The organism is Bradyrhizobium lablabi (assembly GCF_018129385.1).
GTDB lineage: Bacteria > Pseudomonadota > Alphaproteobacteria > Rhizobiales > Xanthobacteraceae > Bradyrhizobium > Bradyrhizobium lablabi_C.
Window position 1 is genome coordinate 1 of record NZ_JAFCLN010000005.1, and the last position, 15,321, is coordinate 15,321.

Below are 15,321 nucleotides of genomic sequence, written 5' to 3' on the forward strand. Positions count from 1 at the left end.
GCGCCGCAAAATCAAGCGCGCCGGCTGGGACAACGCCTTCCTCTTGGCTATTCTCAGTCATATGCGATAGCCCTGCCGCAAGCGGGGAGAGGTGGAGTCACAGCATGTAGCCGCCGTCGACGACGAGATCGACGCCGGTCGTGAATGCGCTTTCGTCGCTGGCGAGATATACGGCCATCGACCCGATCTCCTCCGCAGTGCCGAGCCGGCCCATCTTCTGGCGGGCGACGAATTTTTCCTTGCCGTCCGGGCCGGCCGCGGCGGCGCGTTGCAGCATCGAGGGCGTTTCCACGGTGCCGGGGCAGATGCTGTTGCAGCGGATTCCCTGCGTGATGAAGTCGGATGCGACCGCGCGCGTCAGCAGCGAGACCGCGGCCTTAGAGGCGCTGTAGACGTAGCGGTTGGCCGGCGGCCGCAGCGCCGCGCAGGAGGAGATGTTGACGATGCTGCCGCCGCCGCCGGCGATCATCGCCGGCAGGAACGCCCTGATGGTGCGGTGCATGGATTTGACGTTGAGGTCGAACGAAAAATCCCAGTCTTCTTCCGAGCAGTCCAGGATCGTGCCGTGATGCACGAAGCCGGCTGCGTTGAGCAGCACGTCGATTTTTCCGATGCGCTTGGCGAAGGCATTGACGTCGGCGGTGTTGCGGACGTCGAGCCGCGCCGTCTCGGCGATGCCTTCTTTGGCCAGCGTCGCCAGACCCTCCTCATCGATATCGGTGGCGATGACCGTGGCGCCTTCGCGCGCGAATGCGACGGCGCAGGCGCGACCGATGCCGGCGGAGGCGGCGGTGACGAAGGCGCGCTTGCCCTTCAGGCGGTCTGACATTTCTTCTCCCTTGAATTCGGCGGATGTTGTTTGCGTCGTCATTGCGAGGAGCGAAGCGACGAAGCAATCCAGCTTTCTTGTCGTGGAAAGGAAGCTGGATTGCTTCGCTTCGCTCGCAATGACGGCGGGGGTGCTGCGACGGCGAGGGCCGCCGCTGCGACCCGATGCTAGTGATTATCCCGCGCCACGCCGACGCGGCCGGCGATGTCCTGGTAGCGGGTGGCGAACTCCATGCAGGCGCCGGTGGCCTGCTGGCCGACGGTCGAGCGGTAGAGCTCCTGCCACGGCGTCTGGTTGGCCGGGTAGGCGAAGCCGCCCTTGGCCTTCAGCTCGGCGTGACGCTTCTTCAGCTCTTCGTCTGTTATCAGGATATTGGCGGTGCCCTTGTTCAGATCGATGCGAACCTTGTCGCCGGTCCTGAGAACCGCAAGCCCGCCATTGGCGGCGGCTTCCGGCGAGGCGTTGAGAATCGACGGCGAGCCCGAGGTGCCGGACTGCCTTCCGTCGCCGATGCACGGCAGCGAGAGGATGCCGCGTTTGATCAGCGCGGCCGGCGGCTGCATGTTCACGACCTCGGCGCCGCCGGGATAGCCAATCGGGCCGGCGCCGCGGATGAACAGCATGCAGTGCTCGTCGATCGCAAGTTTCGGATCGTCGATCCGCTCGTGATAATCCTCCGGTCCCTCGAACACGATGGCGCGGCCCTCGAAGGCGTTCGGGTCCTTCGGATTGACCAGATAGCGCTCGCGAAACTCCTTCGAGATCACGCTGGTCTTCATGATCGCGGAATCGAACAGGTTGCCGCGCAGCACGATGAAACCGGCGTCCTTCACCAGCGGCTTGTCGTAGCTCCAGATCACCTCATTGTCGGGCTTGGCCGCCTCGCGGCAATTGTCGCCCATGCTGCGGCCGTTGACGGTCTTGGCGTCCTCGTGGATGCGCTTGTGCTTCATGAGTTCGCGCACCACCGCCGGCACGCCGCCGGCGCGGTGATATTCCTCGCCGAGATAGAAGCCGGCCGGCTGCATGTTCACCAGCAGCGGAATGTCGTGACCGTGCTTCTGCCAGTCGTCAATCGACAGATCGACGCCGATATGGCGCGCCAGCGCATTGATGTGGATCGGGGCGTTGGTCGAGCCGCCGATCGCCGAATTGACGGCGATGCAGTTCTCGAACGCCTTGCGGGTCAGGATGTCAGAGGGTTTCAGATCCTCCCAGACCATCTCGACGATGCGCTTTCCGGTCTCGTAGGCGATCTGACCGCGCTCGCGGTAGGGCGCCGGGATAGCAGCGCAGCCGGGCAGGGACATGCCGAGCGCTTCGGCCAGCGAGTTCATGGTCGAGGCCGTGCCCATGGTATTGCAGTGGCCGACCGAAGGCGCGGAGGAGGCCACGATGTTCATGAATTCCTCGTAGTCGATCTCGCCGCCGGCGAGCTGCTCGCGCGCCTTCCAGACGACGGTGCCGGAACCGGTGCGCTCGCCCTTGTGCCAGCCGTTGAGCATCGGTCCGCCCGACAGCACGATCGCCGGCAGGTTCACGGTCGCCGCCGCCATCAGGCAGGCGGGCGTCGTCTTGTCGCAGCCGGTGGTCAGCACCACGCCGTCGAGCGGATAGCCGAACAGGACTTCGACGAGACCGAGATAGGCGAGGTTGCGGTCGAGCGCCGCGGTCGGGCGTTTGCCGGTTTCCTGGATCGGATGGGTCGGAAACTCCATCGCGATGCCGCCGGCAGCGCGGATGCCTTCGCGCACGCGCTTGGCGAGATCGAGATGATGCCGGTTGCAGGGGGAGAGGTCGTTGCCGGTCTGCGCAATGCCGATGATCGGCTTGCCGGCCTGTAGTTCCTCGCGGGTGAGGCCGTAATTGAGATAGCGCTCCAGATAGAGCGCGGTCATCCCCGGATTATGCGGGTTATTGAACCATTCGGTGGATCGGAGTTTTCGGCCCTTGCCGTTGGCGGACTTGTCGTGCCCGTTGGCGCTTTTTGTCATTGGTTCCTCCCGCATTTCAAACCGGCCCGTTCAGGGTCTTCCGTCCTAACAAGCGCAAATTCGCTTTCATTACAAACCGGCGGACGACTGCGCTGATGGCCTTGCCGGATTGAACCTTAGTTCTAGATGGATGATTGCGCTATCAATTTGTCTTGCTTCTTGTGTTGCCGAATGATTGCCGCGCGAGGCGGCACCCGTCAGGTCCGACGCATCGAGCTCTGGCGTTCCATGACCGTGAATCCGAGGTCGACGACCCGCTGCTCGGGCCGTCTTCCTTCGATCGCCTCGATCACCATCGTGGCAGCGTCCCTGCCCATTTCGTAACGGTTGGTGCGCACGCTGGTGAGCGTCGGGACGGCAGAGGCCATGAATTCGAGATCGTTGAAGCCCGATATCGCCATCTGCTCCGGTACCGAGATGTGGCGGCGGCGGCACTCGAACAGCACGCCGAGCGCGAGGTCGTCATTGGCGCAGAACACCGCATCGGTATCCGGCGCCTTGGTGAGGAGATCGGCCAAAAGCGCCCCGCCGAGCGTCACCGAGGTCGGCAGCGGCGTCGTCACGACGAGGCGCGGATCGTAGAGCGAGGCTTCCTTCATGATGGCGACATAACCGTCAAACCGCCGCTGCACCCGCGGATCCATGCGTGCGCCGAGGAATCCGATCCTGCGGCAGCCTTGTGCAAACAGGTGCGAAATCGCCGCACGGCAGGCGTCCGAGTGCGAAAAGCCGATCATCATGTCGACCGGATCGGGGCCGGTTTCCATCAACTGAACGATCGGGCAATCCACCGATTCCATGATCGAGCGGGATTCCGGCGTCTGATCGATGCCGGTGACGATCAACCCGGCCGGCTTCTGCGCCAGAAACAGGCGCAGCAGCTTTTCTTCCTGGAGGATGCTGTAGCGGGTGTTGGCGAGCTGCACGCTGTAGCGGCTGCCATCCACCGCGTCGTAGATGCCGCGCAGCACGTCGGAGAACACGTTGTTGGTCAGCGACGGGATCAGGACACCGATCACTTCCGTACGTTGCGAGGCGAGCGCGCGCGCGGCAAGGTTCGGCACATAGCCGAGCTCTTTCGCCGCACTTTCGACCCGCACGCGCTTGGTCAACGAAAGCGCTTCCGGATTGCGGAAGAAGCGCGAGGCGGTGATCGGGCTGACGCCGGCCAGTTCGGCGACCTCGGTAAGCCTGATCTTGCCGGGCTTGGTGCGTTTTCGTCCCATTCGGCGCTCATATCACAGGAATGTCAGCAATCAAACCACTATTGACAGCGCTACCAAGCGATTGCTAATCGAACGATTGCCAAAACCGTATAAACTGCGGACAATATCGGTCCGGACAGACCTCGCTTGATGCGAAGTCGGACAAGAAAAACAACGGAAACGGTGGCGGCGCCCGTCGCACGCCGCCGGGAAATCTTAAAGGAGGGAAGTGGATGTCGTCGGTCCATATTCGCGACGTGCGAAAATCGTTCGGCACTTTTGAAGTCTTGCACGGCGTGACGGTCCCGATCGAGGACGGCGAGTTCGTTGTACTGGTTGGTCCCTCCGGATGCGGCAAGTCGACACTGCTGCGCATGCTCGCGGGCTTGGAAAACATCACATCGGGCACGATTTCGATCGGCGACCGCGTCGTCAACAATGTCCAGCCCAAGGAGCGGGACATTGCGATGGTATTCCAGAATTACGCGCTCTATCCGCACATGACGGTGCGCGACAATATGGGCTTTTCGCTCAAGCTGCGCGGCGCCAAGTCCGAAGAGATCGACACCGGCGTCAAGCGCGCCGCTGAAATCCTGGCGCTGACGCCGCTGCTCGAACGCTATCCCCGGCAGTTGTCCGGCGGCCAGCGGCAGCGCGTGGCGATGGGACGCGCGATCGTGCGCGACCCGCAGGTGTTCCTGTTCGACGAGCCGCTGTCCAACCTCGATGCCAAGCTGCGCGTCGCCATGCGCACCGAGATCAAGGAACTGCATCAGCGCCTGCGCACCACCACCGTCTACGTCACCCACGACCAGATCGAGGCCATGACCATGGCCGACAAGATCGTGGTGATGCATGACGGCATCGTCGAGCAGATGGGCTCGCCCCTCGAACTGTACGACCGTCCGGAGAACCAGTTCGTCGCCGGCTTCATCGGTTCGCCCGCGATGAACTTCCTCAAGGGCAAGATCAAGGTGAATGGTAGCGCGAGCTTCGAGGGCCCGAACGGCGTCAAGCTGCCGCTCAAGACCGCGCCCGCCAATTCCGATGGCAAGCCCGTCGTGTACGGCGTGCGGCCCGAGCATTTCACCATCGCCGATGACGGTGCGGAAGCCGAGATCGTCGTGGTCGAGCCGACCGGCTCGGAGACCCAGGTATTCGCCAAGATCGGCGGCGAGCAGGTCGTCGCCGTGTTCCGCGAGCGCCATCAATTCAGTCCGGGCGACAAGGTCCGGCTCAAGCCTGATCCGTCGCTCGTGCATCTGTTCGACGAGACGACAGGCAAGCGGCTGAATAGCTGAAACCCGAAACCAATAATCGGGAATGAAGAAGACTCGGGAGAGCGAATGAACAACTGAACAAAAAATATCGGGAGGAAGGTTCTATGCACGATTTTACACGTCGCTCGCTTCTTCAGGGCGGCACTGCACTGGCCGCCGCGGGCGCGCTCACCGGGCCCGCATTGCTCGACTTCGCAAAAGCCTGGGCGCAGGCCGCGCCCTGGAAGGCGGAATCCGGCGCCAAGCTCACTGTGATGCGCTGGAAGCGCTTCGTGCCCGCGGAGGATGATGCCTTCAACGCCATGGTCGCCGCGTTCAAGACCGCGACCGGCACCGAGATGAACGTGTTCTCGGAATCCTTCGAGGACGTGCAGCCGAAGGCCTCCGTCGCCGCCAATACCGGCTCGGGCCTCGACCTCGCCTGGGGCCTGCACACGCTGCCGCAGCTCTTCCCCACCAAGGTCCTCAAGATGAACGACGTTGCCGATTACCTCGGCAAGAAATACGGCGGCTGGACCGACGCGGCGCAGAAGACCTGCATGCTCGGCAATGACTGGCTCGGCATTCCCGTCGCCACCATCGGCGGCTACATGACCTACCGCAAGTCCGCGGTCGAGAAGGCCGGCTTCAAGGAATTCCCGAAGGATTTTCCGGGCTTCCTCGAGCTCTGCAAGGCGCTCAAGAAGAACAACACGCCGGCCGGCTTTGCGCTCGGTCACGCCACCGGCGACGCCAATGCCTGGCTGCACTGGATCCTCTGGGGCCACAACGCCTGGACCGTCGACAAGGACGACAAGGTCATCATCAATTCGCCTGAGACCGCCAAAGCGCTGGACTACTGCAAGCAGCTTTCCGACACCTTCATTCCCGGCACCGCGTCCTGGAATGACGGCTCGAACAACAAGGCGTTCCTGGCGGGCGAACTCTACTGCACCGCCAACGGCATCTCGATCTACGTCGCGGCCAAAGACGATCCGAAGATGAAGGATCTCACCGAGGACACCTATCACGCGCTGTGGCCGGTGGGCCCGATCGGCAAGCCGACCGAGCTCCAGCTCGCGGTGCCGATCCTGGCGTTCAACTTCACGAAGTACCCGAACGCCGCGAAGGCCTTCGTCGCCTTCATGCTGGAGAAGGAAAACTACGACAAGTGGCTGACAGGCGCGCGGGGCTATCTCACCCACACGCTCAATGCCTACGACAATTCGCCGGTGTGGACGGCTGATCCGAAGAACGCGGTGTTCGCGCAGGCTTCGAGGCGCGCGCTGCCGGCTTCCGGCATCGGCAAGGTAGGCGAGAAGGCGGCGACTGCGATCGCCGACTTCATCGTGGTCGACATGTTCGCCAACTACTGCACCGGCGCCAAGGATGCCAAGGGCGCGATGGCGGAAGCCGAGCGGCAGTTGAAGCGCATCTATCGCTGATGAGGTCGCGGCGGGCGGCGGTCATTCGCCGCCCGCCTCACCCAGGCTGAACGGGACACCGCCCAGGGAAACAGGCTATGGCTGACATCGCACTCACGCCGGCAAAAGCCAAGGCGGAAATCCGCGAAGCGACCGCGTGGGACCAGGTCAAGCACAACCGGAACTGGCTCGGCTTCTGGTTCATGATGCCGGCGATGGCGTTCCTGATTTTCTTCCTGGCCTATCCGCTCGGACTCGGTATCTGGCTGTCCTTCACCGACACCAAGATCGGCCGCGTCGGGCAGTTCATCGCGCTGGAAAACTACGAGTGGCTGTGGGACGACGCCATTTTCTGGCTCTCGGTCTTCAACACGCTGCTCTATACCTTCGTCGCCAGCGCCATCAAATTCGGCATCGGGCTCTATCTGGCGCTGCTGCTCAACGAGCACATGCCGTTCAAGGCGATCTTGCGCGCGGCCGTGCTGATTCCCTTCATCGTGCCGACGGTGCTGTCGGCGCTGGCGTTCTGGTGGATCTTCGATTCCCAGTTCTCGATCATCTCCTGGTCGCTGCGGCATCTCGGGCTGATCGACCACAACATCAATTTCCTCGGCGATCCCACATGGGCGCGCATCTGCGTGATCTTCGCCAATATCTGGCGCGGCGTGCCGTTCGTCGCGATCACGCTGTTGGCCGGCCTACAGACCGTGTCGCCCTCGCTCTACGAGGCGGCGACGCTGGATGGCGCGACGCGCTGGCAGATGTTCCGCCACATCACCTATCCCTTGCTCACGCCGATCATCGCGGTCGTGATGACCTTCTCGGTGCTGTTCACCTTCACCGACTTCCAGTTGATCTGGGCGATGACCCGCGGCGGCCCGGTCAACGCCACGCACCTGATGGCGACCTTGTCGTACCAGCGCGCCATCATCGCCGGACAATTGGGCGAGGGCGCCGCGATCTCCAGCGCGATGATCCCGTTCCTGCTGGCGGCGATTATGGTGTCATGGTTCGGCTTGCAGCGCCGCAAATGGCAGCAGGGAGAAAACAATGACTGATCTCCCGACCACCCACATCAATCTCAAGGGCGTGCTGTCTGGCTCCGCGCCGACCGTCGCACGGGCCGACCACAGCGAAGGCATGAGCTATCTACAGTCGGTGCCACGCCGGCTAGTGACGCTCTATCTGCCGCTGGGGATCATCGTCTTCGTGCTGCTGTTCCCGTTCTACTGGATGGCGCTGACCTCGGTGAAGCCGGACGAGCAATTGCTCGACATGGAGACCTACAGCCCGTTCTGGACCTGGAATCCGACCTTCAAGCATTTTTACAAGCTGCTGTTCGAAAGCCACTATCCGATGTGGCTGTGGAACACGATGTATGTCGCCGTCGGCGCCACCATCCTGTCGATCACGGCCAGCGTGCTGGCGGCTTATGCGATCGTGCGCCTACGCTATAAGGGAGCCAACCTCGTCGGCGGCCTGATCTTCCTCGCGTATCTGGTGCCGCCGTCGATCCTGTTCATTCCGCTCGCCACCGTCGTGTTCCAGTACGGCCTGTTCGACTCGCCGATGGCGCTGATCCTGACCTATCCGACCATCCTGATCCCGTTCTCGACCTGGCTGCTGATGGGCTATTTCAAGACCATTCCGTTCGAGCTGGAGGAATGCGCGCTGATCGACGGGGCCAGCCGCTGGCAGATCCTGATCAAGATCGTGCTGCCGCTGGCGGTGCCCGGCCTGATCTCGGCCTTCATCTTCTGCTTCACGCTGTGCTGGAATGAGTTCATCTACGCGCTGACCTTCCTGCAATCGACCCAGAACAAGACCGTGCCGGTCGCGATCGTCAACGAGTTCGTCGACGGCGACGTCTACCGCTGGGGCTCGCTGATGGCGGGCGCATTGGCCGGCTCGCTGCCGCTGGTTATCCTTTACGCCTTCTTCGTAGAGCATTATGTGTCGGCGATGACCGGCGCCGTGAAAGAGTGATCGATTAAGGCCCGTCTCAGGTAACAAGAACAAAAGGGAGTAGGGCTTTTGCACATTCTGATTCTCGGCGCCGCCGGCATGGTCGGCCGCAAGCTCACGGAACGGCTGCTGCGCGACGGGCGCCTCGGCAAGACAGACATCACCAGCATGACGTTGCAGGATGTCGTGGCGCCGACCAAACCGGCCAATGCGAAAATCCCGGTCAAGGTCGTGGCTTCCGATTTCGCCGATTCCGGTGCCGCCGCGCCGCTGGTGGCCGAACGGCCGGACGTGATATTCCATCTTGCCGCGATCGTCTCGGGCGAGGCGGAGGCTGAGTTCGACAAGGGCTATCGCATCAACCTCGACGGCACGCGCTACCTGATCGACGCCATCCGTGCGGTCGGCGGCGGCTACAAGCCGCGGCTGGTGTTCACCTCCTCGATCGCCGTGTTCGGCGCGCCATTCCCGGAAAAGATCGGCGACGAGTTCTTCCATACGCCGCTGACCAGCTACGGCACGCAAAAATCGATCTGCGAGCTCCTGATCAATGACTACACGCGGAAAGGCCTGTTAGAGGGCATCAGCATCCGCCTGCCGACCATCTGCGTGCGGCCGGGCAAGCCGAACAAGGCGGCCTCCGGCTTCTTCTCCAACATCATCCGCGAGCCCTTGGCGGGTGAGGAAGCCGTGCTGCCGGTCTCCGACGACGTCAAGCACTGGCACGCCTCGCCGAAATCGGCGGTCGGCTTCCTGGTCCACGCCGGCACCATGGATCTCCAGTCGATCGGGCCGCGGCGCAATCTCAGCATGCCCGGCCTTGCGGCCACCGTCGGCGAACAGATTGCCGCGCTCGAGCGCGTCGCCGGCAAGAAGGTCGTCGCGCGCATCAAGCGCGTCCCCGATCCCACCATCATCGGCATCGTCAGCGGCTGGCCGCGCGATTTCGTTACCGACCGCGCGCTGAAGCTCGGCTTCACCACGGCCGAGAAGACGTTTGACGACATCATCCGCATCCACATCGAGGATGAACTCGGCGGAAAATTTGCCGCCTGAGGCGGTGGCATGGCCAGGGTCGCCTGCATCGGCGAATGCATGATCGAGCTGCGGCCCGCGCCCGGCGGGCTGTTCTCGCGCGGCTTTGGCGGCGACACCTTGAACACGGCGGTCTATCTCGCGCGCCTTGGCATCGAGACGGACTACATCACTGCGCTTGGCGATGACACGCTGAGCGACGAGATGATCGCCGGCTGGCAGGCCGAAGGCGTCGGCACGGCGAAGGTGGCTCGGCTCAAGAGCAAGCTGCCGGGCATCTACATGATCGAGACGGATGCCAGGGGCGAACGAAAATTCTTCCACTGGCGTGAGAGCGCCGCCGCGCGGCAATTGATGGACTTGCCCGATACGGAGAACATCCTCCAGTCGCTCGCTGATTATGACGTCGTCTATCTCTCGGCGATCACGCTCTCGATCCTTGGCGAGGCCGGCCGTAGCAGGTTGATTGCCGCGCTCGGGCAGGCGAGGGCGAAAGGCGCACGCATCGCCTTTGACACCAATTTCCGCGCGCGCGGCTGGCCCGATCTGGACGTGGCGCGAACGGTATTTCACGACGCCTTTGAGGCTGCAAATATCGTGCTGGCCTCGACCGAGGATTTGCTGCCGCTCTATCCCGGCGAAAACGAAGAACGCCTGATGGCGCGAATTCTTTCCGGGGAGGTCGTGATGAAGCTCGGCGAGCCCGCAAGCATCGTTCGCGTCGACGGCCTCGCGCAGGCGGTGAAGGCCGAGCCGGTGGCGCGCCCCGTCGTCGACACCACCGCCGCCGGCGACAGTTTTGCCGCCGCCTATCTCGCCGCGCGTCTTGGCGGCGCCGATCCGGTTCAAGCCGCCCGCGCCGGGCACCATCTCGCCGGTGTGGTTGTATGCTATCCCGGTGCGATCATTCCCCGTGAGGCGATGCCGGCAAGGGCCACGAAATGACTGCGATACCAAGACGGGAAAAGCTCGCCGCGCTGTTCCGGCAGGCCGTCGTTATTCCAGTGCTGACCATCGAACGGCTGGAGCATGCCGTGCCGCTGGCGAAAGCGCTGGTGGCCGGCGACGTGCGGGTGCTCGAAGTCACGCTGCGCACGCCGGTGGCGGTGGATGCGGCCAAGGCGATCATTGCGGAAGTGCCCGATGCCGTGGTCGGGATCGGCACCATCCTCAACGGCGACGATCTGTCCCGCGCCAGGGAGCTGGGCGCCGTGTTCGGCATCAGCCCGGGCGCCACGCCAGAACTGCTCCAGGCCGCGGCGGCGAGCAACCTGCCGTTTGCCCCCGGCGTCGCCACCGCCTCGGAGTTGATGGCGGCGCTGGCCGCGGGCTTTGACCTCGTCAAATTCTTCCCGGCCGAGCAGGCCGGCGGTATCAGGGCAATCCGGGCGCTGGCCGGGCCGTTTCCGAACGCCAGGTTTTGCCCAACGGGCGGCATTGGGGAAGCCAATGCGGCCTCCTGGCTGGCCGAGCCAAATGTGCTCTGCGTCGGCGGCTCCTGGCTCTGCCCGCCCGCCGAGATCAGGGCCGGCAACTGGGCTGGCATAACCGCCATGTGCGAGCGGGCCATGAAATCGCTGAAACCTAGGGATAGATAGGCTACAAGCGATTCAGCAAATGTCGGGAGAACGAGCATGACGGCCAGCATCGTAGGGTGGGCGCATACGCCATTCGGAAAATTCGACGCCGAGACGGTCGAAAGCCTCGTGGTGAAGGTTGCGAACGAGGCGCTGGCGGATGCCGGCATCGCCGCTTCGGATGTCGACGAGATCGTGCTCGGGCATTTCAACGCCGGCTTCTCTCCGCAGGATTTTACGGCCTCGCTGGTGCTACAGGCCGATCCCGCGCTGCGCTTCAAGCCGACCACCCGCGTCGAAAACGCCTGCGCCACCGGTTCCGCCGCCGTGCATCAGGGCATCCGCGCGATCGATGCGGGCGCGGCAAAAATCGTGCTGGTGGTCGGCGTCGAGCAGATGACGCGCACGCCTTCCGCCGAGATCGGCAAGAACCTCCTCAAGGCGTCGTATCTGCCGGAGGATGGCGACACTGTCGGCGGCTTCGCCGGCGTGTTCGGCAAGATCGCACAAAGCTATTTCCAGAAATACGGCGACCAGTCCGATGCGCTCGCCATGATCGCCGCCAAGAACCACAAGAACGGCGTTGCCAATCCCTACGCGCAGATGCGCAAGGATTTTGGTTTTGAATTCTGCCGCGCCGAGAGCGAGAAGAATCCGTACGTTGCCGGCCCCCTGAAGCGCACCGATTGCTCGCTGGTATCGGATGGCGCGGCCGCGCTGGTGCTGACCGACGGCGAGACCGCCAGGACCATGGGCAAGGCCGTCAACTTCCGCGCCACCGCGCACGCGCAGGATTTTCTGCCGATGTCCAAGCGCGATATCCTCCAGTTCGAGGGCTGCACCGTGGCCTGGCAGCGCGCGCTCGAAAAGGGCGGCGTCACGCTGAACGACCTGTCCTTTGTCGAGACCCATGACTGCTTCACCGTCGCCGAGTTGATCGAATATGAAGCGATGGGCCTGACGCCGAAGGGGCAGGGCGCGCGCGCGATTCTGGAAGGCTGGACCCAAAAGAACGGCAAGCTGCCGGTCAACCCGTCCGGCGGCCTGAAAGCCAAGGGACATCCGATCGGCGCCACCGGCGTCTCGATGCATGTGATGAGCGCGATGCAGCTCACGGGACAGGCGCCCGAGGGCATGCAGCTCAGGAATCCGCAGCTTGCCGGCATCTTCAACATGGGCGGCGCCGCGGTTGCTAACTATGTTTCGCTGCTGGAGCCGGTGAAGTAGTCGTGTCGTCCCTGCGAACGCAGGGACCCATAGCCACCGATATCAATTGTTACGAGGGCAGTTAGCTCCAGCGCATCACGGACAAGCCTCGGCGTATGGGTCCCGGCTCGCGCTTCGCTTGGCCGGGACGACGATGACAGGAAGGAACGCGTCATGGGCGATGAGAGTTCGTTATCGCTGACCGAGCTCAATGATCGGATCGCAATCCTTCGGGACAACATCAGGCAGTTGATTGAACAGGCGGCCGGCGCGTCGGGCGAACAGAGCGAGGCGCGGATCGCCGATCGCATCAGTCAGCAGAATGCCGAGCTCGAACGGCTGACCAACGAGCGGGAAGCACGGCTCAAGAAATAGCTGTTGCGCATCGACTTCAGCGTCTGTCGTCGCCGCTTTAACGTCGACGCCGCGCATACGGCCATACGCCCGGTGCGCTTGATCTTGGCGCTGCGCTGCCGTTACTAGGTCCCAACGATATTTTGGGAGCGAACGGCAGCCATGAGACCTGTGACATGGGACCGCTAAAGGGCATCAAGGTCATCGACATGACCACCGTGCTGATGGGCCCCTATGCGACCCAGATGCTCGGCGATTACGGCGCCGATGTCATCAAGGTGGAATCGCTCGATGGCGACGTCACGCGGCAGATCGGGCCGACGCGGCATGCCGGCATGGGGCCGGTGTTCCTCAACACCAACCGCAGCAAACGCTCGATCTGTCTCGATCTCAAGAAGCCGGCCGGCCGCGATGCGGTGCTGCGGCTGATCAAGACGGCCGACGTGCTGGTTTACAACGTGCGGCCGCAGGCGATGGCACGGCTACAGCTCGGCTATGACGTGGTCGCAAAAATCAATCCGCGGCTGATCTATGCCGGTGTGTTCGGCTTCGGCCAGGATGGGCCGTATGCGGCAAAGCCGGCCTATGATGATCTCATCCAGGGCGCGACCGCGCTGCCGGCGCTGATGGCGCAGACTTCCGCCGACGGCGTGCCGCGCTACGTGCCGAACGCGCTGGTCGACCGCATCGTCGGGCTGACCGCGGTCGGCGCGATCTGCGCCAGCCTCGTGCATCGCGACAGGACCGGGCAGGGCCAGCGCGTCGACATTCCGATGTTCGAGACCATGGCGAGCTTTGTGATGGGCGACCACATGGGCGGGCTCACCTACGATCCGCCGCTCGACAAGGGCGGCTATGCCCGCCATCTCTCCCGCGACCGCCGGCCCTACAAGACCTCCGACGGCTACATCTGCGTCATCGTCTACAACGACAAGCAGTGGGAAAATTTCTTCGCCGCCACCGGCCGCGACGACCTGCGCAAGGATCCGAAATTTTCCACCTTCGCCGGACGCGCCATCAATATCGACCACGTCTATGCCGAGCTCGCGCGCATCCTCGAGACCAAAACCACCGAGGAGTGGATGGAAATTTTGACGACGGCCGACGTGCCGGTCATGCCGATGCACGATCTCGAAAGCCTGCTGGTCGATCCGCACATGGTGACGACCGACCGCTTCCCCGTGGTCGATCATCCGACCGAGGGAAAGATCCGCAGCATGAAGGTGTCGGCGAATTGGTCGCAGACGCCGGTGGAGACGGAGCGGCTGGCGCCGCGGCTCGGCGAGCACAGCGCCGAGATACTGAAGGAAGCGGGCTACACCGAGGACGAGATCTCCGCGATGATGCAAAATGGCGTCAGCAAGGCGGTAACGTAGGCTCGGAGCATGCCGATCCAGCGTCCGCCGGACACACGCGGGTAAAGCTATTGATGTATTGGTCACGCTCCCTGCGTGCCGGAATTTGGAATTTGCCAATGATCCCTTCGAAATCGATCCGCCTCGTGCTCCTCGCCTTCGGCCTCTCGTTCGCCGCACCCGTCATTGCCCTTGCCGCCATGCCGGCCGACGCTCCCGATGCGCGCGACCACGCGCTGATCAGCCGCTATACCGGCTCCTGGCTGGTCGCGCAGGATGCCAAAAATTTCGACCAGGTCGGCATCCCCCTGAACAGCGGCGAGGTCGTGCGGGTCGAGGGCCGCGTGACGCGCCTGTTCTATCTTGCCCCCGGCGGGAAGTCGGTGCTGGAGGTGCAGCGCAATTACGAGCAGGCGCTGGAGCGCGCCGGCGCGGTGAGGCGCGACGGCTGCGCCGAGGACTGCGGCTCACGCAACTTCGTACAGTTTCGCGCAGTGCCGGCCAACCCGTCGCTGCCGAAAGCCCAGTTGGAGGGCTGGAGCCCGATCACCCTGCTACAGCAGTGGCAAACCTCCGGGACCGAGCGCTATTGGTACGGCACGGTGAACGCATCGGGCACGACGCTGCATGTCGCGGTGCTCTCGGCGAAGCCGGGGACGATCGCGCTGGCCGATAAATACGTCGCTACGGTCGTCGAGATCGTCGAACCCAAGGTGATGGAGACCGGCAACGTCGTCGTCGACGCCGGTGCGTTGACGAAGGGACTTCAGGCTGAAGGCAAGGTCGCGCTGTACGGCCTCTACTTCGACACCGGAAAGGCCGTCATCAAGCCGGAATCGAAGCCGCAACTCGATCAGATGGCAAAGGTGCTCCAGGCCGACGCCTCGCTCAAGGTGCATATCGTCGGGCACACCGACAATCAGGGTTCGCTCGAGTCCAACCTCGCGCTGTCAAAGGCGCGGGCCCAGACGGTCGTCGATACCCTGGCTACGGCCTACAAGGTGGACGGCAAACGGCTGTCGGCAGCAGGCGTTGCGAGCTACGCGCCGCTTGGCAACAACGCGACCGACGCCGGCCGCGCGCGCAATCGCCGGGTAGAGATGGTGCTTCAGTAGCGG

14 protein-coding genes are annotated in these 15,321 nt (G+C 63.5%); 11 read left to right on the plus strand and 3 right to left on the minus strand.

Features of this window, described 5'->3' with window-relative positions; all coding sequences use genetic code 11:
* Positions 1-97: 97 nt before the first annotated feature.
* From JQ628_RS11915 to JQ628_RS11925, 3 genes are all read right to left on the minus strand, one after another.
* Entirely contained in the window at positions 98-829 is a 732-nt protein-coding gene (locus JQ628_RS11915) for an SDR family oxidoreductase (RefSeq protein WP_212222762.1), read from the minus strand.
* Between the two features lie 167 nt (positions 830-996).
* The gene (locus JQ628_RS11920) at positions 997-2,823 is read right to left on the minus strand and encodes an IlvD/Edd family dehydratase (RefSeq protein WP_212222763.1); all 1,827 of its coding nucleotides are present in this window, start codon (positions 2,821-2,823) and stop codon (positions 997-999) included.
* Positions 2,824-3,020: 197 nt separating this feature from the next.
* Positions 3,021-4,049, minus strand: a complete 1,029-nt coding sequence (locus JQ628_RS11925; RefSeq protein WP_212222764.1) for a LacI family DNA-binding transcriptional regulator — start codon at positions 4,047-4,049, stop codon at positions 3,021-3,023.
* A 212-nt stretch (positions 4,050-4,261) separates the two neighbouring features.
* On the opposite strand from JQ628_RS11925, the gene JQ628_RS11930 reads away from it, so the two are divergent.
* The 11 genes from JQ628_RS11930 to JQ628_RS11980 all read left to right on the plus strand — a co-directional run bounded on the left by JQ628_RS11930 (position 4,262) and on the right by JQ628_RS11980 (position 15,318).
* Positions 4,262-5,329, plus strand: coding sequence for an ABC transporter ATP-binding protein (locus JQ628_RS11930; RefSeq protein ID WP_212222765.1), 1,068 nt, complete (start codon positions 4,262-4,264; stop codon positions 5,327-5,329).
* An 83-nt stretch (positions 5,330-5,412) separates the two neighbouring features.
* Entirely contained in the window at positions 5,413-6,732 is a 1,320-nt protein-coding gene (locus JQ628_RS11935; protein ID WP_212222766.1) for an ABC transporter substrate-binding protein, read from the plus strand.
* A 77-nt stretch (positions 6,733-6,809) separates the two neighbouring features.
* Positions 6,810-7,769: a carbohydrate ABC transporter permease gene (locus JQ628_RS11940; RefSeq protein WP_212222767.1), complete on the plus strand. Its 960-nt coding sequence runs from the start codon at positions 6,810-6,812 to the stop codon at positions 7,767-7,769.
* A complete protein-coding gene (locus tag JQ628_RS11945; protein ID WP_212222768.1) occupies positions 7,762-8,697 on the plus strand; it encodes a carbohydrate ABC transporter permease in 936 nt (311 codons plus the stop codon). The genes JQ628_RS11940 and JQ628_RS11945 overlap by 8 nt, the downstream gene beginning before the upstream one ends.
* Before the next feature lie 48 nt (positions 8,698-8,745).
* Positions 8,746-9,732, plus strand: coding sequence for a D-erythronate dehydrogenase (gene denD, locus JQ628_RS11950; RefSeq protein ID WP_212222769.1), 987 nt, complete (start codon positions 8,746-8,748; stop codon positions 9,730-9,732).
* Positions 9,733-9,741: 9 nt separating this feature from the next.
* Positions 9,742-10,656, plus strand: a complete 915-nt coding sequence (locus tag JQ628_RS11955; protein ID WP_212222770.1) for a sugar kinase — start codon at positions 9,742-9,744, stop codon at positions 10,654-10,656.
* Positions 10,653-11,309: a bifunctional 4-hydroxy-2-oxoglutarate aldolase/2-dehydro-3-deoxy-phosphogluconate aldolase gene (eda, locus tag JQ628_RS11960; protein ID WP_212222771.1), complete on the plus strand. Its 657-nt coding sequence runs from the start codon at positions 10,653-10,655 to the stop codon at positions 11,307-11,309. The genes JQ628_RS11955 and eda overlap by 4 nt, the downstream gene beginning before the upstream one ends.
* A gap of 36 nt (positions 11,310-11,345) precedes the next feature.
* Positions 11,346-12,515, plus strand: coding sequence for an acetyl-CoA acetyltransferase (locus JQ628_RS11965; protein ID WP_212222772.1), 1,170 nt, complete (start codon positions 11,346-11,348; stop codon positions 12,513-12,515).
* A 153-nt stretch (positions 12,516-12,668) separates the two neighbouring features.
* Positions 12,669-12,869, plus strand: coding sequence for a hypothetical protein (locus tag JQ628_RS34500; RefSeq protein ID WP_249127812.1), 201 nt, complete (start codon positions 12,669-12,671; stop codon positions 12,867-12,869).
* A 155-nt stretch (positions 12,870-13,024) separates the two neighbouring features.
* Positions 13,025-14,224: a CaiB/BaiF CoA transferase family protein gene (locus JQ628_RS11975; RefSeq protein WP_212222774.1), complete on the plus strand. Its 1,200-nt coding sequence runs from the start codon at positions 13,025-13,027 to the stop codon at positions 14,222-14,224.
* Between the two features lie 98 nt (positions 14,225-14,322).
* Complete coding sequence (locus tag JQ628_RS11980) at positions 14,323-15,318, plus strand: OmpA family protein (protein ID WP_212222775.1); 996 nt, start codon at positions 14,323-14,325, stop codon at positions 15,316-15,318.
* Positions 15,319-15,321: the final 3 nt, after the last annotated feature.

Excerpts from the sequence above, each read along its gene's own strand:
- JQ628_RS11915 (WP_212222762.1), bottom strand. The coding sequence starts at position 829 with ATGTCAGACCGCCTGAAGGGCAAGCGCGCCTTCGTCACCGCCGCCTCC.
- JQ628_RS11920 (WP_212222763.1), bottom strand. The coding sequence starts at position 2,823 with ATGACAAAAAGCGCCAACGGGCACGACAAGTCCGCCAACGGCAAGGGC.
- JQ628_RS11925 (WP_212222764.1), bottom strand. The coding sequence starts at position 4,049 with ATGGGACGAAAACGCACCAAGCCCGGCAAGATCAGGCTTACCGAGGTC.
- JQ628_RS11930 (WP_212222765.1), top strand. The coding sequence starts at position 4,262 with ATGTCGTCGGTCCATATTCGCGACGTGCGAAAATCGTTCGGCACTTTT.
- JQ628_RS11935 (WP_212222766.1), top strand. The coding sequence starts at position 5,413 with ATGCACGATTTTACACGTCGCTCGCTTCTTCAGGGCGGCACTGCACTG.
- JQ628_RS11940 (WP_212222767.1), top strand. The coding sequence starts at position 6,810 with ATGGCTGACATCGCACTCACGCCGGCAAAAGCCAAGGCGGAAATCCGC.
- JQ628_RS11945 (WP_212222768.1), top strand. The coding sequence starts at position 7,762 with ATGACTGATCTCCCGACCACCCACATCAATCTCAAGGGCGTGCTGTCT.
- JQ628_RS11955 (WP_212222770.1), top strand. The coding sequence starts at position 9,742 with ATGGCCAGGGTCGCCTGCATCGGCGAATGCATGATCGAGCTGCGGCCC.
- eda (WP_212222771.1), top strand. The coding sequence starts at position 10,653 with ATGACTGCGATACCAAGACGGGAAAAGCTCGCCGCGCTGTTCCGGCAG.
- JQ628_RS11965 (WP_212222772.1), top strand. The coding sequence starts at position 11,346 with ATGACGGCCAGCATCGTAGGGTGGGCGCATACGCCATTCGGAAAATTC.
- JQ628_RS34500 (WP_249127812.1), top strand. The coding sequence starts at position 12,669 with ATGGGCGATGAGAGTTCGTTATCGCTGACCGAGCTCAATGATCGGATC.
- JQ628_RS11975 (WP_212222774.1), top strand. The coding sequence starts at position 13,025 with ATGGGACCGCTAAAGGGCATCAAGGTCATCGACATGACCACCGTGCTG.
- JQ628_RS11980 (WP_212222775.1), top strand. The coding sequence starts at position 14,323 with ATGATCCCTTCGAAATCGATCCGCCTCGTGCTCCTCGCCTTCGGCCTC.